We start from the raw sequence: 22,272 nt of genomic DNA, 5'->3' as shown, positions 1-22,272 counted from the left end.
AACATACGTTTCAGGGTGTGTCTTGTCAAGCCTGCGGGTTCGCTTTCCGGCCGGTCAGTCATCTATTTCATCGCTATTTAATCACATCCCTTCAGGTCTGTAGGCAGTGCCATACCTGCGTTGTAGGAAGGATGGCGAATGACCGTCCAGCGGAGTCACAGAAAAGGATGATTGCCAAGCGCAGTTCACTGTATATAATCCCAGTCACTGTATAAAAAGACAGAGCGATCAACATGCTAAAACTGACGCCACGCCAAGCTGAGATTCTGGCTTTTATCAAGCGCTGCCTCGATGACAACGGCTACCCGCCGACACGAGCTGAGATTGCGCTGGAACTCGGGTTCAAGTCCCCCAACGCCGCCGAAGAACACCTCAAGGCACTCGCCCGCAAAGGTGCGATCGAGATGACCCCCGGTGCCTCGCGCGGTATTCGCATCCCTGGCTTCGAAGCCAAGGCCGACGAATCAACACTGCCGATCATTGGCCGCGTTGCCGCTGGTGCGCCGATCCTGGCACAACAGCACGTCGAGGAGTCCTGCAACATCAACCCGACTTTTTTCCATCCGCGTGCCGACTACCTGTTGCGGGTGCACGGCATGAGCATGAAAGACGTGGGCATCTTTGACGGCGACCTGCTAGCCGTCCACACCACCCGCGAAGCCCGTAATGGCCAGATCGTCGTCGCCCGCATCGGCGATGAAGTCACCGTAAAACGCTTCAAGCGCGAAGGCAGCAAGGTCTGGCTCCTGGCCGAGAACCCTGAGTTCGCTCCGATTGAAGTAAACCTGAAAGATCAGGACCTGGTGATCGAAGGCTTGAGCGTCGGCGTCATTCGCCGCTAAAGGAGGCATCATGCAGCTCGTACACACCCCACAACACACACAACTGTCGCTGTTCGAGGCCTTTATGGCTCAACCCCTTGCGCCCATCCTCAAGCAAACGGTAGAGGCGCCCTGGAGCGCTGAACCCGAGGCGTTCAGTGAACTGTCGTTGCGCGGTGCGGCCGGGAGCTGCCTGAGCCTATTGGCACCTATCCTGCGTGATCTGAGCGAAGATCAGGATGCACGCTGGTTGACCCTGATTGCCCCGCCCGCCAGCCTTACACAGGCCTGGCTGCGGGACGCCGGCCTCAATCGTGAGCGCATCCTGTTACTGCAACCGCGCGGCGCGCAAAGTGCCCAGCAGTTGACATGCGAAGCGTTGCGCCTGGGTCGTAGCCATACGGTGGTGAGCTGGTTGAATCCGCTGAATGCGACGGCCAAGCAGCAATTGATCAGTGCCGCACGCACGGGTGATGCACAGAGTTTGAATATTAGATTGGGATAAAAAGCTGGGTTTGATGAGGGCGCGAAGAGGGCTGATCTTAGTGAGCATGCTCATTATGCTTAGCGAGCTTCTGTGGCGAGCGAGCTTGCCCCGCGCCGGGCTGCGAAGCGGCCGTGAATAGATTGATGCGGTATATCAGATAATCCACGGCGCCTGATTTTAGGGCTGCTTCGCAACCCAGCGCGGGGCAGGCCCGCTCACCACAACAAGTACACTCATCAAAAAATCCGCTCGCAATAAGCAGCGCGCGGCACAGACTCAGTGAAGAACCCGCGACCCATCCTCTTTCTCCGGCTCGCCTTCCGCCAGGCGACCAGCCATCTGCACACCTACGCTCAACATGGCTTTTGCCACTTCCACGTGCTGGCCTTGCAGGAACGCTTTTGCGTCCTCTGAAAAGTCCAGAATAACCAGAGAACCCTCGTCCTCAGCCCGACGCAGCTCGATTCGGCCGTCAGGCAACTCAACAATTTCCAGAAAGGACGTCGGCATAAAAGTCTGTTCTCCACGAAAGGCCGGGATTATATCAGTCATCCACCCAGCCTCGCTGAGGATCTAGGGAGGTTTCTTTACAGCTTGATGAACGGTGCTTTCTAAACCTACTCGGGGTTTAGCACTCGTTCAGGCCCTCACGAAAGCGCAGCGCCATCTTCTTCAGCTCCTGACGCCAGCCCTCCAACTCTTCCCGGCTCAATGACTTAGGCTCGCCCTCCTCCAGCGCAACTGCCAAGATCAATGGCTGCCTCACGTCACCCTTAGGCACATGGGGAACACGCGGCGGCTGAAACATATCGGCATGGGCCTTGAGCAGGCGCGCCACCCAGCTGTCTGGGCTCTGGGCCATCTCTACCAGTTCCGCCAGCTCAGGAATCGCCATGGTCTCCAGCACTTCACGGCTCATGATCATTTCCGCACGGGGCGAACCAGCCTGGGGCAAGCGGTAGAACCCGGCGATTTCATGGCACAGGCCCAGCAAGGCGCCGTACAGGTGGAATAAGGCTGCTTCACGCCCCGCCTGAACCAGCGCGATAGCATTCATCTCCTTCCCTTCCTCGGCACGACCAAGGGCTTCCAGGGACAAACCCGCGAAGTAAATTTTCTGATTGGTACGGGTATAGAGTTCGTTGGCCATGACGGCAATCTCCACAACGAATGAGGCGCGATGCTGGCTTAACAGTGTCACGGATCAACCGAGCCCGCTGCAAGCGCAAAAAAAGGCCGCCCATACAGGCGGCCTTTGTCTATCGCAAATTAGTCGATCAAGCGCCTTGGCGCTTGTCTTCGACCTTCCACTTGCCGCCGTCGTAGAACGCTTTCCAGCCGGTAGGCTTGCCGTCTACTTCGGTCTGTACGTACTGCTCCTTGGTCTTGCGGCTATAGCGGATCACGGCTGGACGACCATCCGGGTCCTTCTTCGGCGCTTCACACAGGAAGTGGTACTTCGGATCGATCTCGTCCTTGTGCGGAACGATTTCCAGCACCAACGGCGCGCGGGTCTCGCGGTTTTTCGGGAACTGGCTTGCCGCCAGGAACAACCCCGAAGCGCCATCACGCAGGATGTAGGTATCGTTAACCTTCTCGCACTTGAGTTCCGGCATCTTCACCGGATCCATCTTCGGCGGCGCCGCATCACCGCTTTTCAGCAGTTTGCGAGTGTTCTTGCAGGTCGGATTGGTGCAACCGAAGAACTTGCCGAAACGACCCGTCTTGAGCTGCATCTCGCTGCCGCACTTGTCGCATTCCAGGCTCGGCCCTTCGTAGCCCTTGATGCGGTAGGTGCCCTCTTCAATCTCGTAGCCGTTGCAATCCGGGTTGTTACCGCAGATGTGCAGCTTGTGCTTCTCGTCCAGCAGATAGGCGTCCATAGCCGTGCTGCAGATCGGGCAGCGGTGCTTGCCACGCAAGACCAGCGACTCGGACTCACCTTCGTCATCGGCGGCGATTTCATCACCCGGCACCAGATTGACCGTGGCCTTGCAGCGTTCTTTCGGCGGCAAGCTGTAGCCCGAGCAACCAAGGAACACGCCGGTGGATGCCGTACGAATCTGCATCGGGCGGCCGCACGTCTGACACGGGATATCGGTCATAACCGGCTGGTTGGCACGCATGCCGCTCTCAGGGCTCTCAGCTACTTCGAGTTTCTTCTTGAAGTCGCCGTAGAACTCGTCGAGTACATTTTTCCAGTCGCGCTCACCTTGGGCCACGTCATCGAGGTTCTCTTCCATGCCGGCGGTAAAGCCGTAATCCATCAGGTTGGAGAAGCTCTCGGACAGACGCTCTGTAACGATGTCGCCCATCTTTTCCGAATAGAACCGACGGTTGTGGAGCGCTACGTAACCACGGTCCTGGATGGTGGAGATGATCGCCGCGTAGGTCGATGGACGACCGATACCGCGCTTTTCCATTTCCTTGACCAGGCTGGCTTCCGAGTAACGCGCCGGTGGCTTGGTGAAGTGTTGGGACGGGTCGAGCTTGATCAGCTTCAACGTATCGCCCTGGGCCATGTCCGGCAGTACATCGTCGTCACCAGGCTTGGCGATTTGCGGCATCACGCGGGTGTAGCCATCGAACTTGAGGATACGGCCCTTGGCACGTAGTTCGAAGTCGCCAGCACCCACGCTGACGGTTGTCGACAGATATTGCGCCGGCAGCATCTGGCAAGCCAGGAACTGGCGCCAGATCAGCTCGTAGAGGCGCTCAGCGTCGCGCTCCATGCCACTCAGCTTGCTTGGCTCGGTATTGGCATCGGAAGGACGAATCGCTTCGTGAGCCTCCTGGGCGCCTTCTTTGCTGCTGTAGACGTTCGGCTTCTCCGGCAGGTACTTATTGCCGAATTCGCTTTCAATATAGGTACGCGCCATTGCCACCGCGTCTTGCGACAGGTTGGTGGAGTCAGTACGCATATAAGTGATGTAGCCAGCTTCGTACAGACGCTGGGCCATCATCATGGTTTTCTTCACGCCGAAGCCCAGGCGGTTGCTCGCGGCCTGCTGCAGGGTGGAGGTGATGAACGGTGCCGACGGTTTGCTGCTGGTCGGCTTGTCTTCGCGCTTGACGATGCTGTAGCTGGAGGCCTTGAGCTTCTCCAGCGCGGCCATGGCCTGAGCTTCGTTCAGCGGTTTGAAGGCTTCACCTTTCTCGCGGGCCACTTCAAAGCGCACGTTGTTGCCCTTGGCAGTGCCCAGGTCGGCGTGGACTTCCCAATACTCTTCAGGGTTGAACGCACGGATCTCACGCTCACGCTCCACCACCAGCTTGACCGCTACCGATTGCACACGACCGGCGGACAGGCCACGGGCGATCTTGGCCCATAGCAGCGGCGAGACCATGTAACCCACGACGCGGTCGAGGAACCGACGGGCCTGCTGCGCGTTGACACGGTCGATATCGAGCTCGCCCGGCTTGGAGAAGGCTTCCTGAATGGCTTTCTTGGTGATTTCGTTGAACACCACACGCTTGTAGCGGCTGTCGTCACCGCCAATGGCTTCGCGCAGGTGCCAGGCAATGGCTTCCCCTTCGCGGTCCAAGTCCGTCGCGAGATAGATGGTGTCGGCATCTTTGGCGAGCCGGCGCAGCTCTTCGATGACCTTTTCCTTGCCCGGAAGGATTTCGTACTTGGCCTTCCAGCCATGATCCGGGTCCACACCCATGCGCGAGACCAGCTGCTTGCGCGCTTTCTCTTTAGGCGTGAGCACCGGACCTTCGCCCGCAGCTGCCTTGCCGCGCTTGGCGGCAGGCTCCTTGCTGGCGCTAGCCGAACCGCTGGTGGGCAGGTCTCGGATATGGCCGATACTCGACTTCACCACGTACTCGTTACCCAAGTACTTGTTGATGGTCTTGGCCTTAGCCGGGGATTCCACAATGACCAGCGATTTGCCCATGGATCGGAAAATTCCTGAATTCGAGAAGTGAAAGGCGGTTGGCGCCTGACGCGGCAACGCTATATATAGTGGCAACAAGGTGAGGTCAAGCGCAGCATTCTGCGCCGCCTGCCGTTATTGCCCTGAAAAAAGACTGGGTTCGGCCTGGACCAAAGCAAAGCGCGGGACCTGCTCGCCGTCAACTTCGACGGTCTCCAGGAACATGCTCAAGGGACGCACCCAAAAGCCGTAATCGCCATACAGTGCTTGGTAGAACACCACTTCTTCTTCGGTCTCGGAATGCCGTGCCACGCTGAAAACGCGGTACTGCGGACCTTTATAATGTTGGTAGAGCCCTGGTTCGACTTTCATGCTCTGGCCCCCTTACAAAATTTGTTGAAAAAAAATATTAAAAATTCCAAAAAACAAAAACCGGGGCACTTGGCCCCGGCTTCCGTCAACTCAACGCTTAGACGCGTTCGAAGACGGTGGAAATGCCTTGGCCGAGACCAATGCACATGGTTGCAACCCCAAGGTTACCGCCATTTTGCTTCATCACGTTAAGCAAAGTGCCGGAAATACGCGCACCGGAACAACCGAATGGGTGGCCCAGGGCAATCGCACCGCCGTGCAGGTTAACCTTCTCGTTCATCTTGTCGAGTACTTTCAAATCTTTCAGCACCGGCAGGGCCTGTGCGGCGAAAGCTTCGTTGAGCTCGAAGAAATCGATATCGGAGATAGTCAGGCCCGCGCGCTTCAACGCTTTTTGTGTGGCCGGTACAGGACCATAGCCCATGATTGCCGGGTCCACACCCGCCACTGCCATCGAACGGATCACTGCCAGCGGCTGGATGCCCAGGTCCTGGGCACGCTGCGCCGACATCACGATCATGCACGAAGCACCGTCGGTGATTTGCGACGAAGTACCCGCTGTCACGGTGCCGCCCTTTGGATTGAATGCCGGCTTCAGGGCCGCCAAGCTTTCCAGGGTGGTGTCCGGACGAATGGTTTCGTCGTAGTCGAACAGTTTCAAGAAGCCGTTCTCGTCGTAACCGTTCATCGGGATGATTTCATCCTTGAACTTGCCTTCCACAGTCGCCTTGTGGGCGAGTTGGTGGGAGCGCAAGCCGAACGCGTCCTGGGCTTCGCGGGTAATGCCGTGCATCTTGCCGAGCATTTCTGCAGTCAAGCCCATCATGCCAGAGGCTTTCGCCGCGTAGAGCGACATGTGCGGGTTTGGATCGACGCCGTGCATCATGCTGACGTGGCCCATGTGCTCCACGCCACCGACTACAAACACATCCCCGTTGCCAGTCATGATCGCCTGGGCGGCGGTGTGCAGCGCGCTCATGGACGAACCGCACAAGCGGCTCACGGTCTGGCCAGCAGCTGTGTGCGGGATCTGAGTCATCAGCGACGCCATGCGCGCGATGTTCCAGCCCTGCTCCAGGGTCTGGTTGACGCAGCCCCAGATCACGTCTTCGACTTCGTTCGGGTCGACCTTGACGTTGCGTTCCAGCAATTTGCTGATCAGGTGCGCGGACATGTCTTCAGCGCGGGTGTTGCGGTGCATGCCGCCCTTGGAGCGGCCCATCGGTGTGCGACCGAAGTCGACAATCACCACGTCTCTTGGATTCAAGCTCATAAATATTCTCGCTCTAGTCGTCTGGGCGCTTAACCGAAGAAGCTCTGGCCATTTTTGGCCATTTCACGCAGCTTCGCGGTCGGGTGGTACAGCGGGCCCAGATCAGCGTATTGATCAGCCAGGGCAACGAATTCGGCCACACCGATCGAGTCGATGTAACGCAGCGCACCGCCACGGAATGGAGGGAAACCAATACCGTACACCAAGCCCATATCGGCTTCGGCAGCGGTTTCAACGATACCGTCTTCCAGGCAGCGTACGGTTTCCAGGCACAGGGCGATCATCATCCAGTTGATGATGTCCTCATCGGACACCTCACGCTGTTCGTAGATGACAGGTGCGAGCACTTCGTGAACCGATGGATCGGCGACTTTTTTCTGCTTGCCCTTCTTGTCGGTCTCGTAGGCGTAGAAGCCCTTGCCGTTCTTCTGGCCCAGGCGCTTGGCTTCATAGAGAGCATCGACAGCGGACCGGCGGTCGTCTTTCATGCGGTCCGGGAAGCCTTCAGCCATCACGTCACGACCGTGGTGGCCGGTGTCGATGCCGACCACGTCCATCAGGTAAGCCGGGCCCATCGGCCAGCCGAATTTTTCCATGACTTTGTCGATACGCACGAAGTCAACACCGGCGCTCACCAGCTTGGCGAAACCACCGAAGTACGGGAACAGCACGCGGTTGACCAGGAAGCCTGGGCAATCGTTGACTACGATCGGGTTCTTGCCCATTTTCTTGGCGTAGGCAACGGTGGTGGCAATCGCCAGCTCGCTGGACTTCTCGCCACGGATCACTTCCACCAACGGCATCATGTGCACCGGGTTGAAGAAGTGCATGCCGACGAAGTTTTCCGGACGCTTGAGGGCCTTGGCCAGCAGCGAGATGGAAATGGTCGAGGTGTTCGAGGCCAAGATGGTGTCGTCTTTGACGTGGCCTTCAACTTCAGCCAGTACCGCCTGCTTGACCTTCGGGTTCTCGACAACGGCTTCGACCACCAGGTCGACATGGCCGAAATCGCCGTAGGACAGCGTAGGACGAATACCGTTAAGTACTTCAGCCATTTTCGCTGCGGTCATGCGACCTTTATCAACGCGCCCCACGAGCAGCTTGGCGGCTTCGGCCAGACCTTGCTCGATACCGTGCTCATTGATGTCTTTCATCAGGATCGGCGTGCCTTTGGACGCCGACTGATAGGCAATACCGCCGCCCATGATACCGGCGCCGAGTACGGCAGCCTGTTTCACGTCCTTGGCGATTTCGTCGTAGGCCTTGGCCTTTTTCTTCAGTTCCTGATCGTTCAGGAACAGGCCAATCAGGCTTTGGGCAGCCGAGGTTTTCGCCAGTTTGACGAAGCCTGCCGCTTCCACTTCCAGGGCTTTATCGCGACCGAAGCTCGCAGCTTTCTGGATGGTTTTGATCGCTTCAACCGGCGCTGGGTAGTTCGGACCGGCCTGGCCAGCGACGAAACCTTTGGCGGTTTCGAACGACATCATTTGTTCGATGGCGTTGAGCTTGAGTTTTTCCAGCTTCGGCTGACGCTTGGCCTTGTAATCGAATTCGCCGCTGATGGCGCCCTTGATCAGGTTCAGTGCGGCTTCGGCCAGTTTGTCCGGAGCAACCACGGCGTCGACGGCACCGACTTTCAGCGCGTCTTCAGCACGGTTTTCCTTACCGGCGGCGATCCACTCGATGGCGTTGTCGGCCCCGATCAGGCGCGGCAGGCGCACGGTGCCGCCGAAACCTGGGTAGATGCCCAGTTTGACTTCAGGCAGGCCGATTTTGGCGGTGGCCGACATGACGCGGAAGTCTGCGGCCAGGCACATTTCGAAGCCACCGCCCAGCGCGATGCCATTGATCGCGGCAACGGTCGGTACGTTGAGGTCTTCGAAATCGCTGAAAATCTTGTTGGCTTCGAGGTTGCCAGCCACCAGCTCGGCATCGGGCAGCTTGAAGTTGTCGACGAATTCGGTGATGTCAGCGCCGACGATAAACACGTCCTTGCCGCTGGAGACGATCACGCCCTTGACCGAAGCATCTGCTTTGATGGTGTCTACGGCCTGACGCAGTTCATTCAGGGTTAGACGGTTGAACTTGTTGACGGACTCACCCTTGAGGTCGAATTTCAATTCGACGATGCCACTTTCAAGAGCCTTAACCGTGATGGCTTTACCTTCGTAAATCATCAACTGATCTCCACGATATGGAAGCTGAACAGTACACATTGGACGCTGGCCTCTGGTTGGACACTGGCCTTTAGGTCAATGCTCACTCCAATCCGCCAGGCACACCCGCCAATGCGATAGTCGGGATGTATGTGCGCGCGGTCTGACAGACAAACGCTCAATTCATACGCCCGTTTGATTTGGGTACGCCACCTTCATCCAATTCCAGGCAATTGTCAATCGCTCGAAAGGCTAGGAAAAACGCGACTTTCCAGTCATTTCAGAACTCAAACCATAGGCGCACGCTTCGCCAATATTCAAATATTCACGAAATCAATTATAGGAAGGATGTGGGAAAAGACTGTACAGAACGGGATATCCGGCTAGGCTAGACGCAACCATAACGCGCACGGATGAACATCCGACGCAGCAAGCACAGATTACCGGCCTGCCTGGCCAACTCCAGCCCGATGATGATGTCGGGCTTTTTATTGCCTGAAATTCAGTAGACGCTTCAGGCCAGCGCTTTGAGCAGCGCATCAATGGCGAGCAAATCACTCGCTTCGCCCTTCTCGCCCCAATACAGGGCAATCATCTGCTTGTCGGCCTCGACCTTGTAGACGTTGGCCGGCAGCGTTGCAAAATGCGGCAACAACTTCTCATCGTCGCAGACTTCACGCCATTGATTAACCCACACACCCGGCTCCAACTGCCAATAACTCCAGGTTGCCGGCGTGCTGCCGCGTCGTGGCCGGCAGTATTGCGCACAGGGGCTCGGCGGCTCTTGCTTGAGCCAGTGCGGCCACTCCTGAGGTGCCAATTGCATGGCCAGGCCGATGCGGCGCGCCTCCATGCGCAGGGCCATTCGCCCGCTCTGGTGGCGCGAAGGGCGTAGCCATGCCAGAGGGCTCAGAACCACCACAAGGATTGACACCACTATCCAGACCGTCATATGAGTACCCCCGAATTTCTAGATGAGCGGATTTGACCTGACGCAACCCCATCCGCTTGAAAGCAGCCATACTGAACTTATTGCAGTCCCCTGGAGGAACGCCCCATGTCCTACACACATATTCTGGTCGCCGTCGACCTGACCGAAGAGTGCGATCCAGTGATCAAGCGCGCGCAGGCTTCAGCAATCGCCAACGGCGCCAAGCTGTCACTGGTACACATCGTCGAGCCCATGGCCATGGCGTTTGGCGGCGATGTGCCGATGGACCTTTCCCAACTGCAACAACAACAGTTCGATCAGGCCAAAGAACGCCTGGACCGGTTGATCATCAAATACCCGGAACTGACCAAGGAAAACTCCCACCTCACTTACGGCCAACCGCGCCAGGAGATCCACCACCTGGCTAAGGAACAGAACTGCGATCTGATCGTGGTGGGCAGCCATGGCCGTCACGGCTTGGCGTTGCTGCTGGGCTCCACCGCCAATGATGTACTGCACGGAGCGCCGTGCGATGTGTTGGCCGTTAAGTTGGTAAAAAGCTCGTAACGCCGATGAAGATGCAATGCGGGAGGGGGCTTGCCCCCGATAGCAGCCTCTCAGTAGAAACACCACTGACTGAGACACCGCTATCGGGGGCAAGCCCCCTCCCACATTTGAGCCGCTTTTTTACTGACCTCAAGTCACTCAGGCATCTAACTCTGCCCAACGCTCCATCAGCACTTCCAGCTCCTGGTTCAACTTCTCCAGAGAAGCGATGACCTTGGCAGTTTCCGCCGCCGGACGCAGATAAAAACCAGCATCAGCCATGTCGGCTTCTACCGCAGCAATTTGCTGTTCCTTGGCGTCGATATCACCCGGCAAGGCTTCCAGCTCGCGCTGCAACTTGTAGCTGAGCTTCTTCTTGGCCGTCGGCGCAGCCTCGGGTGCAGGGGCAGCAGCGGCAACAGGTGTGACCACCGCCGAGTTCAAGTCGGCCTTGCCGGACTTGCTCTCGGTCACGCCCAACAGGCGCGGTGAACCGCCCTGGCGCAGCCAGTCCTGATAGCCACCGACGTATTCGCGCACCTTGCCTTCACCTTCGAAGACCAGGGTGCTGGTGACCACGTTATCGAGGAATGCCCGGTCGTGGCTGACCATCAGCACAGTGCCGTTGAAGGTCAATAAGACCTCTTCCAGCAGTTCAAGGGTTTCTACGTCGAGGTCGTTGGTCGGTTCGTCGAGCACCAGCAAGTTGGCAGGTTTGCTGAACAGTTTGGCCAACAGCAAGCGTGCGCGCTCACCACCGGACAAGGCCTTGACCGGCGTCCGTGCGCGCTGCGGGCTGAACAGGAAGTCGCCCAGGTAGCTCAGCACGTGGCGGCTCTGGCCGTCGATGTCGATAAAGTCGCGGCCTTCAGCCACGTTGTCGATCACGGTTTTTTCCAGGTCCAACTGATGGCGTAACTGGTCGAAGTAAGCCACGTCGATGCGTGTGCCCTCCTCCACGGTGCCGCTGGTCGGCTTCAGACCATTGAGCATCAGCTTGAGCAAGGTAGTCTTGCCGGTACCGTTGGCGCCCAGCAGACCAATACGGTCGCCACGCTGCAGGACCATGGAGAAGTCCTTGATCAGGAACGGACCGTCCGGGTGATGGAAGCTGACGTTTTCCAGCACCATCACTTGTTTACCCGACTTGTCGGCGGTATCGAGCTGGATATTGGCCTTGCCGGTGCGCTCACGACGCTCGCTACGTTCAACACGCAGGGCTTTGAGGGCGCGCACGCGGCCTTCGTTACGGGTGCGGCGCGCCTTGATGCCCTGGCGGATCCAGACTTCTTCCTGGGCCAGCTTTTTGTCGAACAGCGCGTTGGCAGTTTCTTCAGCCGCCAGCGTCGCTTCTTTGTGCACCAGGAAGCTGGCGTAGTCGCCGTTCCAGTCGATCAAGCCGCCGCGATCCAGTTCAAGGATGCGCGTGGCCAGGTTTTGCAGGAAAGAACGGTCGTGCGTGATGAACAGCACGGCGCCCTGGAAATCCTTGAGGGCTTCTTCAAGCCAGGCGATGGCGCCGATGTCCAGGTGGTTCGTTGGTTCGTCGAGCAGCAACAGATCCGGCTCGGACACCAGGGCCTGGGCCAGCAGCACGCGGCGACGCCAGCCGCCGGACAACTCGGCGAGGGTCTTGTCGGCCGGCAGTTGCAGGCGGCTCAGGGTGCTGTCCACCAGTTGCTGCAGGCGCCAGCCATCACGTGCTTCGAGGTCCTGCTGAACGTGCATCAGCTTGTTCAGGTCTTCCTCGGTGACGCAGTTCTGCGCCAGGTGATGGTATTGCGCAAGCAACTCGCCCACACCGTCCAGGCCTTCGGCAACCACGTCGAACACTGTCCGTCCGTCGGCCACCGGCAATTCTTGCGGCAATTCGCCAATCTTGAGGCCCGGGGCGCGCCAAACAGAGCCGTCATCGGGCTTTTGGTCGCCTTTTACCAGCTTCATCATGCTGGACTTGCCGGTGCCGTTGCGGCCGATGATGCACACCCGCTCACCACGGGCGATCTGCCAGGACACCTTGTCCAACAACGGCATAGCGCCGAAAGCAAGGGACACATCGCTGAATTTGAGCAGGGTCATACGCTTCTCCAAAAACTGGGCGCGCATTCTACCTGAGTTGAGGGTGGGATGCGGCCAGCATTTTCAAGGCCGACACGTTCCGTAGGACATTTCCCGCAAACCTGAACGAACCGGCCAGCAAAGCTTTCGCCGGTCGCTGGCAAAAGGCTAAGCTAGGGGCAATCAGCGTCGGCAGTGCCGGCGCTAGTCGTGATTTCTCTGCACGGACGTCTCATGCGCAGTCGCCTTTTCAACTTTTTATCTTGTCTGCTTCTTTCCGCCACCGCCGTTCAATCCGCCCAGGCCGTGGACCTCACCACCCAACGTCAATATTACGATGAAGCCAAGCGCGCTCTGGCCAAGGGCGATACCGGCCCGTACATGCAATACAGCCAGGCCCTGGCCGATTATCCGCTTACACCGTACCTGGCCTACGACGAACTGACTGCGCGCCTGAAAACCGCGAGTAACCAGGAAATCGAGCAGTTCCTGGCCAAAAACGGCGACCTGCCCCAGGCGAACTGGATGAAACTGCGCTGGTTGCGCTGGCTGTCCGAGCGTGGCGACTGGCAAACCTTTGAAAAGTACTACGACCCCAAACTCAATTTCGTCGAACTGGACTGCCTGCACGGCCAATACCAGCTCACCCACAACCTCAAGGCCGAAGGCTACAAGACCGCCGAAAAGCTGTGGATGACCGGCAAATCCCAACCCGCCGCCTGTGATGCCACGTTTGGGCAGTGGGCCGCCGACGGCCAACTCACCGAACAGAAAATCTGGGACCGCACCAAACTCGCCGCCGAAGCGCGCAACTACGCGCTGGCCAACAGCCTGGTAAAAACCCTGCCAACCCTCGGTGCCCAAGGTCGCCTGATGGTGGACGTGGCGCAAAAGCCCGACATGCTAAGCGATCCATCGCGCTTCCAGCCGGCCACCGAGGCTATGTCGGATGCCGTAGGCCTGGGCCTGCGCCGCCTGGCGCGCCAGGACCCGGACAAAGCCATGGCCCTGCTCGACGGTTACGCCAGCAGCATGCACTTCTCCCGTGACGAAAAAGTGGCAATCGCCCGTGAAATCGGCCTGACCCTGGCCAAGCGTTTCGACCCACGCGCCCTTGAGGTGATGACCAAGTACGACCCGGAACTGCGCGACAACACCGTCTCCGAATGGCGCCTGCGCCTGCTGTTGCGCCTGGCGCGCTGGGAAGATGCCTACCAGTTGACGCGCAAACTCCCACAAGACTTGGCCACCTCCAACCGCTGGCGCTACTGGCAGGCGCGCAGCCTCGAACTGGCTGAGCCGAAGAACCCGCAAGCATTGGTGCTCTACAAGAACCTTTCGCGGGAACGGGACTTCTACGGTTTCCTCGCCGCCGACCGCTCCAAGGCTCCGTACCAGTTGAACAACAAGCCGCTGGTGATGAGTCAGGCGCTGGTCAATAAAGTGCGTAACACACCCGGCGTGCGTCGCGCTCTGGAGTTCTACGCCCGTGGCCAGATCGTGGATGGCCGCCGCGAGTGGTACCACGTCAGCCGTCATTTCAACCGTGATGAGATGGTCGCCCAGGCCAAGCTGGCGTACGACATGAAGTGGTACTTCCCGGCCATCCGCACCATTAGCCAGGCCCAGTACTGGGACGATCTGGATATCCGCTTCCCAATGGCCCACCGCGACACCCTGGTGCGTGAAGCCAAGGTGCGGGGCCTGCATTCGAGCTGGGTATTCGCCATTACCCGCCAGGAAAGCGCCTTCATGGACGACGCCCGCTCCGGCGTAGGCGCCAGCGGCCTGATGCAACTGATGCCCGGCACCGCCAAGGAAACCGCGCGCAAATTCAGCATCCCGCTGGCCTCCCCGGCCCAGGTCCTGGACCCGGACAAAAACATCCAGCTCGGCGCCGCCTACCTGAGCCAGGTGCACAGCCAGTTCAACGGCAACCGCGTGCTCGCTTCCGCCGCGTACAACGCCGGCCCCGGCCGCGTGCGCCAGTGGCTGCGCGGAGCGGATCACTTGAGTTTCGATGTATGGGTGGAAAGCATCCCATTCGACGAAACCCGTCAGTATGTGCAAAACGTGTTGTCTTATTCGGTGATCTACGGGCAAAAACTCAACTCACCACAGCCGCTTGTGGATTGGCATGAGCGCTATTTTGATGACCAGTAAGGTCTGAAGCCACTCTGAAAATGCCCGCATCTTTCGATGCGGGCATTTTCATTTCCACGGCTGCAAATATTCTGATCGCCCGGGGAAATACACATACAGAAAAAACATGATGGAACGCGAAAAGTCTGATGTTCACTCAGCCCACGAGCTCAGTCGATAAATCATCTCTGAGTGACTGACTTCAAAATGGCCTAGAGAGAAACTCAGACATGACACTCACGTCCATCAGCAGCCGCATAAACACTCAGCCCGCGACCAACATCATCACCCCCCCGCCACTCTTCGAGATCAAGAGTGAAAAGCCGCACACGCCTGATCAAGATGCCGGCAAAACGCCGCAAGCCAAGGCCGATCAGGAATTGGCCGTGCTGTTTGCCGCCGTATCAGCCAGATCGGCGAAAACCGGCCCATCGTACGATGGCATCGAGAGCGTTGAGGGTATCCCGCCAAGTTCGACCTTCGGCCAGTGGTGGACGCACCTGCATACGCTGCTCAAGCATCCCCAATTCGTCGAATGGGCAACGCAAAGGCACATTAATCTTTCCAAACCCCTAATGATCAGTCTGCGTGACGAGATCACCTTCACCATGACTGATGGGCGCCGGGAGGTGTTCAGGGCAACGGATGAAAACCCGCTCTGGCCGGTCGTTGTGGCGCCGATTCTTCGCGCCGCCAACGTCGTGGCGGCGGGCAACAGCCCCCTTCGTCTGTCCGCATCGGACCCCACATCTGCGCCCTTTGAAGTGGTGGCGAATTTTCACGGTGAATCGGTACCCCTCACGACGTCACGGACAGCAGAGCTGCAGCAGACCCAGACATTCACCAAAAACGCCGCCAACGCGGTTCCGAACAAGGTCGAGGATGGGCCGGCCAATACGGGCAAGCTCAATACAGAGCGGACCGCCCTTGGCGACCTGGTGGACACGCGCGCGCTCTGCGAAAAGCTCAAGGGCCTTGTGCGCTATGGTACTGAGGGGATTGAGGAGCGGTTAAAGAACACAACGATAGAGGTGCACCCGCACTCGTCATTCGGCCAAGGCCCCGAAACCGGTCCTGGACGCACCGTGACACTTGAGCAATTTATCCTGGCAAATAACTGGCGGTTGCCCAGCACGCTTGAAGCACTGGAGAACATGATCAGCACGCTCAATGCCCCACCGTTGCAGGCACCACACCTAGGCAGCCTGGGTGGGGCGATCTCGTGGCCGGCCCCGCTGAGCGACCACGACCAAAAGAGCGTTTACAGTCATTTTCACTACAACCTGCAACTACCGGCGTTGGTGAAGGAAAGAACGGAGCCCCAAAACCCACGGGGAGTTTTGGGTTATCTCACAAGCCACCTGCACATTTCCCAAAACGAATTGCGCGACCCACTTAAAGTCATCGAAAAAATCATCAACACACCAAAAGCCATCGAACTCGAAGCCGCCTTGCACCAAAAGATGGGGGATGGCTGGAAGACAAGCTCCAGCCATGACTGGCTGTTGACTGCCATCGCTACCACTCTGGACCCAGAAAGCATGTTTGGCCCGCAACTCAATCATCTCGCGGGTTTCAATCTGGCCGACGGACGTTTCATGGGGCAGCCCCTCGCAACTATCAAGCGGGCGTTCATTGACCACCTGATAAAACTGAACAGAGCCTCGCCGGACATGGCGCCCATTGCTGCACAAATGCTGCTTTCGCGTACAGCGCCGGAGTTATTGGTCAAAAACGTTCCTGCCAGCATTACGTTGGGATCGGCAGCGTGGGTGAGTTTCAAAGCGGCGGTGACGCGGATCGAGGCCTATAGCCCTGGTGCCACGATGCAGATGACGTTTGCGCAAGTATGTGCCCGAGATGCCCTGGACCCGATTTCGCAAGAGGGGCAGGCCATTCAGCAAGTCACATCGCGAGCGGCGCTTATTGAGTGGGGCAAGATCAACGGCGAACTCGTGCCCCGCGATGACGGGAACTATCCTCAGGCTGACATTGATCGGGTCCAGCGCGCGCTCGCTGACAAAACTTCAACGTTGCAACAAGCCGTCGAGCAACTTGCCAGTAAGGTGCCGACCCAACGCGATGTGGCGCTACAGCAACTCAAGCAACAATTCGGCGAGGGGCTTCCCTACGAACTTAAATGCTTTCGCGATAATAGCCCCCGCGGCAGAGGCCACGGAAACCTTGCTAGCTCCACGCAGCCAAAATATTCGCTACTGGACTTTTATCTTTCAAAACCCGAAGTCAATCCGTTTTCTAATTGGGTATCCGATAACAACACGATTGCCCCCAGCATGATTGCCCGTCTTGCTCACTTGCCAGACGCAAAATTCCTGCATAAGCAAGCCTTTGTCGGCTACACGGAAGGCACCAAAAAAGCACAGGCGAGCGTGATAAAAAACCAGCTTGCGAAACTTCCTCTGGAAGATCGCCAGAATCTTGAGTTTGGCAGCATTCGTATATTCATAGAGGGTCAGGTCAGCCGTTATGAAAGCAACCTCCCAGGTTTCACAATTAATGACGAAGATAAAGTACCCAGCCAGCCGAAAGAGCAAAAGGCACTGATCTTCCAGACCGAGCGCGACGGGAACCTGGAGTTTTATGAAATATCAGCGCAAAAAGGCCAAATAAATAAACGTGACGATCTGAAGACAAACTTTAAGGAAGGCCCCCAAGAAGATTGGGTCAAGGTGCCCAGCCATCAAGGGTCAAAATGGACAAATACGGCGATCCATGAAGTCAAACCAAGCGCCTCCCAAGATGCAGTACAACAACGGGCCCGGCAATTGCCAGTGGCCATCCCTGCCTCGTTCAGCAGCACGCGCAGTGCCTATATCAGTAATACGGTAGTCAATTACTCCAATCCGGAATCAAACTTTGAGCAACTACTGGAACTGACCAAAAGCATCACGACATTCGATGAAGAGGCCGATAAGGAAAAAGCCCTGTTCAACATAATTGTAGGGCTAATACCTGGGGCGTCTGCCGTTAAAAACCTGATCAACGGAGACCCCTTGGCGGCACTGGGAGATCTGTTGTTTGACGGGGTGATGTACTTGACCGGCTCGGCCCTGGGCAGAGGCGCGAGTGCCGTTGGCGGTCCCAGAGGCGCGACCCGGGTGGCCATGGCGAGCAGCCGAATAGGTCGCGGCGTGCTGGGTAAGGCCTCGGGCGCGCCGGCCAGCAGTGCCCGGCTGGCCGCAGGCACGAAACCCCTTAATGCACGGCAGCTGTCGCAGAGCACGATGGATCACGCTCAACTGCGCGCGTTTGCCGAACGAGCCGACATAGCGGAAGGCACTTATCGCGCCCCCGGTGCACTCGAACCCAGCCGAGTAACCGCCCAACTGGATAACAAAACCGGTCACTGGCTGCACTATGACGTGAATAAAAACACAGCTTACGGGAAGAAACTGGATAACTTCTCACCCGACAATCATCGGCCAATTTCAACCGCAACAGGCAGTCAACCTGCAACTTCACCTGTGTCTTTCGAAAAAAGTCTGGCCTATGACAACGTCATACAAATGAAAGGCACGATGAAAGACCTCAAACTTGTGGCCAATGAAATGCATGTGTTCGTCGACACCTATAAAGGTGTTGATCGCCTGAATATTGTCGCCCACGGTCTTGAGCGCAGCCGACTGGACAGATTTTTGAACCGTGGAAGCAGCATCGTTATCGACAATACCGCGTACTCGGCCAAAGACTTGGTCGCCTTGTTGAACACGAAAGGCGTCGACCCCAGCGCCTTTAACAATGTGCGGCTATTGGTTTGCTACTCTGGCGAGGGTGGCAGTCGCGCCTTCGGCAGCTTGCTGCAAAAGGAGATCAACCGGCCGGTGAAGGCGTTCGAGGGCTCGGTTTCAATGCAACACGGCTCTAGGTCATTGACGGCCGCGCGAGACGACCTGATTGCGCGGATCAACGAGATCAGCCCCGGCATCTCTGCTAAAAACGCCGAGCGGCTGGCAGATATGAACATGTATCAGGCCTTTGTAGGGAAAGTCACCCAGCACGTTGTCAAGACTCACGGTAGCAAGATAAAGATGAACGTGGCGCTTCTGGGCGAGCCCAAACACTATGTGGACACTAGGGTTTCGTACAAACCTGTCTACTTCCGTTAGCACTGGTGCCAGGCATAGCAGGTCATTGCGCTTGCGCACCACTATTGAACTGCAATGCCGCCAACCGCGCATACAACGGGTTGCTCGCAATCAGCTGCTGATGCGTGCCCACCGCAACCAGTTTGCCTTGGTCCATTACCGCAATGCGGTCGGCGTTCTTCACCGTCGCCAGGCGGTGGGCAATCACCAGCGTAGTACGGCCCTGCATCAATTGCGGCAGTGCCTGCTGGATCAAGTGTTCACTTTGCGCATCCAGAGCGCTGGTGGCTTCGTCCAGCAGCAGGATTGGTGCGTCCACCAGCAACGCGCGGGCGATGGCCAAGCGCTGGCGCTGGCCACCAGAGAGGCCCAGCCCGCCATCACCGAGGTGGGTCTGGTAGCCGTCGGGCATTTGCAAGATGAAGTCGTGAGCATGGGCGATGCGTGCAGCGGCTTCGACTTGCTCGCGGGTAGCTGAGGGATTGCCGTAGCGGATGTTCTCTTCGACGCTGCCGAAAAACAACGCCGGGCTCTGGGACACCAGGGCAAAGTGGCGACGCAGGTCCAGGGGGTCGAGGTCGGTCAGCGGATGGCCTTCGACCAGGATTCGGCCATGCTGCGGATCGTAGAAACGCAGCAGCAGGTCGAAGATCGTCGACTTACCCGCGCCGGACGGGCCGACGAGTGCCAGGGTTTCACCGGGGTTGATGGTCAGGTTCAACCCGTCGATAGCGTAGCTGTCAGGTCGCGAGGGATAGGAAAAGCGCAGATCTTGCAGCTCCATACGGCCACTGACCCGCTCGGGCAATTTCACGGTATCGGTTGCCGGAGCCTGGATTTCATTAGTCGACTGCAACAGCTCACCAATCCGCTCAGCTGCACCGGCTGCACGCTGCAGCTCACCGAGCACTTCGCTCAGGGTGCCGACCGCGCTGCCGACGATCAGGCTGTAAAACACGAACGCCGCCAGTTCGCCGCCGGAAATGCGCCCACTGATTACGTCCATGCCGCCGACCCACAACATCACACCCACGGCGCCGAGCACCAGCATGATCACCAGCGTGATCAGCCAGGCGCGCTGGGCGATGCGTTTACGCGCGGTGGCAAAGGCTTCTTCCACGGTCACGGCAAAGCGCTGCTCGTCCTGAACCTGGTGGTTATAGGCCTGCACGGTCTTGATCTGGCCAAGGGTTTCGGACACATAACTGCCCACATCGGCAATGCGGTCCTGGCTCAGGCGCGACAGGCTACGCACGCGGCGCCCGAAAATCAGGATCGGCGCCAGCACCAGCGGCAATGCAACCACCACGATGCTGGTGAGCTTGGGGTTGGTGACGAACAGCAACACGATGCCGCCAATGACCATCAAGGCATTACGCAGGAACAGTGACAGCGACGAGCCGATCACCGATTGCAGCAAGGTAGTGTCGGTGGTCAGCCGCGACTGGATTTCCGAACTGCGGTTGTTCTCATAGAAGCCGGGATGCAGGTAGATGAGGTGGTTGAACACCTGCCGACGAATATCCGCCACCACTCGCTCGCCAATCCAGGAGACCAGGTAAAACCGCGCAAAAGTACCCACCGCCAAGCCAAGCACCAGGATCATGAACAGGCCGATGGACTGGTTGAGCAGGTGTGGCGATTGGGTCATGAAGCCCTGGTCCACCAGCAGGCGAATGCCTTGGCCCATGGACAAGGTAATCCCGGCGGTAACGATCAGCGCCAGCAAAGCACCCAGCGCCTGCCAGCGGTATGGCGCGATAAAACGGCTGGCCAGGCGAATCGCGCGGCGTTGACGGGTTGAGAACATAGGGGCATCACCGATGAGGAACCTGTACCCAACATTGGGGGAACTTGGGCAAATAACAATGAGTCAGGTTAATTATGCCCGCCGATACTCATCCCTAGAGGCTATCGGTCTAATGCCCGGCTGGAAATCGGCCGCCGTTTCTGGTGGACTGAGTATTCGAACCGGTGGTCGTGCAGGGAGTTGTAACAGCGCGGTCACGCGGGGGTTTTAAAGTAGGTATACAACCTGATGAGGAGACAGGCCATGACCTTGCAAAACAGCAGCGATGCCAAAATTGAAGTGATCCGCCAACCCCAGCAGTTGCCTTGCTCCGTCATCGACGCCCAAGGCCATGAGGTGCAGATCACCGAAGAAATGATCCAGCAAGCGTGCCGCGAACTGGAAGAAAAACTGGTCAAGCCTGCCCAGCAAGGCTGAAGCGCCCAAGCTCTTTCAGACCCGGCCTCGATGGCCGGGTTTTTTATGGGCGCTTAAACAGCTACCGCGCCCAGTGCGGACACGATCTTCGACAACGCCGCCGACTCCCCATTGATGCGCACGCTCAAGCCATCAATCTCGCGACGCTCGGGATAGTGCTTGCGCAGCAGGTCGAACGCCTTGCGCTGCTCTTCCACAGTTCCAACCAGGCTCCGACGGAAATCCGCATCATCCCGGCGCGGGTCGTACACGCTGCGGCACAAGGTCGCCAGCGCCCAGGCCGGGTCGGTCGAGGCATTCAAGTGCACTTCAGCCAACCACAGCGCAGGCAACAGCTCACTCAAGTGAATGCTCGGTTCCTGACCCAGGTACGCGCAAAACGCCTGGTAGATCTGCGCCGTGCCGCGCTGACGGCCTTCCAGGCTATAACCGGCGATATGCGGTGTGGCCAGCACGCACAGGTCGGCCAGGTCCACATCCACTTCGGGCTCGCCTTCCCATACATCCAGCACCGCTTGCAGGTCTTCGCGTTCCAGCAGCACCTCGCGCAGGGCGGCGTTGTCCACTACCGGGCCACGGCTGGCGTTGATCAGCCAAGTGCCGGGTTTGAGTTGTTCGAGGCGCTGACGGTCGAATAAATGCCAGGTAGAGCCATTGCCGGACTTGGTCAAAGGCGTGTGCAGGCTGATCACGTCACACTGCTCGATGATCTGCGCCAGGCTCACATAGTCGCCCCCTTCGGCGATCTGCCGCGGCGGGTCGCACACCAGGACATTCCAGCCCAGGCCTTTGAGCACCTTGACCAACCGCCCGCCCACTTCACCGGCGCCGACAATGCCATAGGTGCGTTGGTTGAGGTCGGCGCCTTCGATCTCGGCGAGGGTCTGCAGGCTGCCCAGCACGTAGTCCACCACGCCACGGGCATTGCAGCCAGGCGCGCTGGACCATTGGATGCCGGTCTGCTTGAAGTAGTCGAGGTCCAAGTGATCGGTGCCGATGGTGCAGGTGCCGACAAAACGCACCTTTGAGCCCTCCAGCAACGCGCGATTGACGTTAGTCACCGAGCGCACCAACAGTACGTCAGCCTGCTCGACCGTGGCGCGATCAAGGGAACGGCCGGGCACCCGGCGAATCTCGCCAAATCCTTGGAAGAAGGCATCGAGCAGCGGGATATTTTCGTCGGCAACAATCAGCATGGCAGGCTCCTTTGGCGGATCAGCAGTGTACAGGGATGCGATCTGCAATGTGGGAGGGGGCTTGCCCCCGAATAGCCGT

16 protein-coding genes are annotated in these 22,272 nt (G+C 58.2%); 6 read left to right on the top strand and 10 right to left on the bottom strand.

Annotated features, from left to right (window positions below):
* The first annotated feature begins 233 nt into the window (after positions 1-233).
* Together lexA and sulA are read left to right on the top strand one after the other, a co-directional pair.
* A complete protein-coding gene (lexA, locus tag BW43_RS09040; RefSeq protein ID WP_003172575.1) occupies positions 234-842 on the top strand; it encodes a transcriptional repressor LexA in 609 nt (202 codons plus the stop codon).
* Positions 843-852: 10 nt separating this feature from the next.
* Positions 853-1,326, top strand: a complete 474-nt coding sequence (sulA, locus tag BW43_RS09045) for an SOS-induced cell division inhibitor SulA (protein ID WP_032888798.1) — start codon at positions 853-855, stop codon at positions 1,324-1,326.
* Between the two features lie 258 nt (positions 1,327-1,584).
* Here sulA and BW43_RS09050 read toward each other — a convergent pair whose 3' ends face one another.
* The 7 genes from BW43_RS09050 to BW43_RS0127635 form a co-directional block, all read right to left on the bottom strand.
* Complete coding sequence (locus BW43_RS09050) at positions 1,585-1,818, bottom strand: hypothetical protein (RefSeq protein ID WP_032889274.1); 234 nt, start codon at positions 1,816-1,818, stop codon at positions 1,585-1,587.
* Positions 1,819-1,936: 118 nt separating this feature from the next.
* Positions 1,937-2,458 carry a DUF6586 family protein gene (locus BW43_RS09055; protein WP_032888796.1) on the bottom strand — a complete coding sequence of 174 codons (522 nt, stop codon included), beginning with the start codon at positions 2,456-2,458 and terminating at the stop codon, positions 1,937-1,939.
* A 127-nt stretch (positions 2,459-2,585) separates the two neighbouring features.
* The gene (gene topA, locus BW43_RS09060; protein WP_032888794.1) at positions 2,586-5,207 is read right to left on the bottom strand and encodes a type I DNA topoisomerase; all 2,622 of its coding nucleotides are present in this window, start codon (positions 5,205-5,207) and stop codon (positions 2,586-2,588) included.
* Positions 5,208-5,321: 114 nt separating this feature from the next.
* A complete protein-coding gene (locus tag BW43_RS09065) occupies positions 5,322-5,558 on the bottom strand; it encodes a DUF1653 domain-containing protein (protein WP_010212074.1) in 237 nt (78 codons plus the stop codon).
* Positions 5,559-5,655: 97 nt separating this feature from the next.
* Positions 5,656-6,831 carry an acetyl-CoA C-acyltransferase FadA gene (fadA, locus tag BW43_RS09070; protein WP_024074080.1) on the bottom strand — a complete coding sequence of 392 codons (1,176 nt, stop codon included), beginning with the start codon at positions 6,829-6,831 and terminating at the stop codon, positions 5,656-5,658.
* A 29-nt stretch (positions 6,832-6,860) separates the two neighbouring features.
* The gene (gene fadB / locus BW43_RS09075) at positions 6,861-9,008 is read right to left on the bottom strand and encodes a fatty acid oxidation complex subunit alpha FadB (protein WP_032888792.1); all 2,148 of its coding nucleotides are present in this window, start codon (positions 9,006-9,008) and stop codon (positions 6,861-6,863) included.
* A 493-nt stretch (positions 9,009-9,501) separates the two neighbouring features.
* Complete coding sequence (locus BW43_RS0127635; protein WP_032888790.1) at positions 9,502-9,939, bottom strand: hypothetical protein; 438 nt, start codon at positions 9,937-9,939, stop codon at positions 9,502-9,504.
* Between the two features lie 105 nt (positions 9,940-10,044).
* Here BW43_RS0127635 and BW43_RS09080 point away from each other — a divergent pair, with 105 nt between their 5' ends.
* Positions 10,045-10,485 carry a universal stress protein gene (locus BW43_RS09080; RefSeq protein WP_032888788.1) on the top strand — a complete coding sequence of 147 codons (441 nt, stop codon included), beginning with the start codon at positions 10,045-10,047 and terminating at the stop codon, positions 10,483-10,485.
* 138 nt (positions 10,486-10,623) lie between these two features.
* On the opposite strand, the gene BW43_RS09085 is transcribed toward BW43_RS09080, so the two are convergent.
* Positions 10,624-12,543 (bottom strand): ATP-binding cassette domain-containing protein, encoded by a 1,920-nt coding sequence (locus BW43_RS09085; RefSeq protein WP_032888786.1) that lies wholly within the window; start codon positions 12,541-12,543, stop codon positions 10,624-10,626.
* A 213-nt stretch (positions 12,544-12,756) separates the two neighbouring features.
* Here BW43_RS09085 and BW43_RS09090 point away from each other — a divergent pair, with 213 nt between their 5' ends.
* Together BW43_RS09090 and BW43_RS09095 are read left to right on the top strand one after the other, a co-directional pair.
* Positions 12,757-14,685, top strand: a complete 1,929-nt coding sequence (locus BW43_RS09090; protein WP_032888785.1) for a transglycosylase SLT domain-containing protein — start codon at positions 12,757-12,759, stop codon at positions 14,683-14,685.
* Between the two features lie 209 nt (positions 14,686-14,894).
* Positions 14,895-18,791: a hypothetical protein gene (locus BW43_RS09095; RefSeq protein WP_032888784.1), complete on the top strand. Its 3,897-nt coding sequence runs from the start codon at positions 14,895-14,897 to the stop codon at positions 18,789-18,791.
* Between the two features lie 22 nt (positions 18,792-18,813).
* Here the strand turns inward: BW43_RS09095 and BW43_RS09100 are convergent, their stop codons facing one another.
* Positions 18,814-20,580 carry an ABC transporter transmembrane domain-containing protein gene (locus tag BW43_RS09100; RefSeq protein ID WP_032888782.1) on the bottom strand — a complete coding sequence of 589 codons (1,767 nt, stop codon included), beginning with the start codon at positions 20,578-20,580 and terminating at the stop codon, positions 18,814-18,816.
* 243 nt (positions 20,581-20,823) lie between these two features.
* Between BW43_RS09100 and BW43_RS29020 the strand changes: the two genes are divergently transcribed.
* Positions 20,824-20,997 carry a PA1571 family protein gene (locus BW43_RS29020; protein ID WP_032888780.1) on the top strand — a complete coding sequence of 58 codons (174 nt, stop codon included), beginning with the start codon at positions 20,824-20,826 and terminating at the stop codon, positions 20,995-20,997.
* A 53-nt stretch (positions 20,998-21,050) separates the two neighbouring features.
* On the opposite strand, the gene pdxB is transcribed toward BW43_RS29020, so the two are convergent.
* Complete coding sequence (pdxB, locus tag BW43_RS09110; protein ID WP_032888779.1) at positions 21,051-22,193, bottom strand: 4-phosphoerythronate dehydrogenase PdxB; 1,143 nt, start codon at positions 22,191-22,193, stop codon at positions 21,051-21,053.
* Positions 22,194-22,272 lie beyond the last annotated feature (79 nt).

This window comes from Pseudomonas sp. RIT357, from assembly GCF_000632245.1.
Taxonomy (GTDB): Bacteria; Pseudomonadota; Gammaproteobacteria; order Pseudomonadales; family Pseudomonadaceae; genus Aquipseudomonas; species Aquipseudomonas sivasensis.
This window is presented reverse-complemented; position numbering and strand designations above follow the sequence as displayed.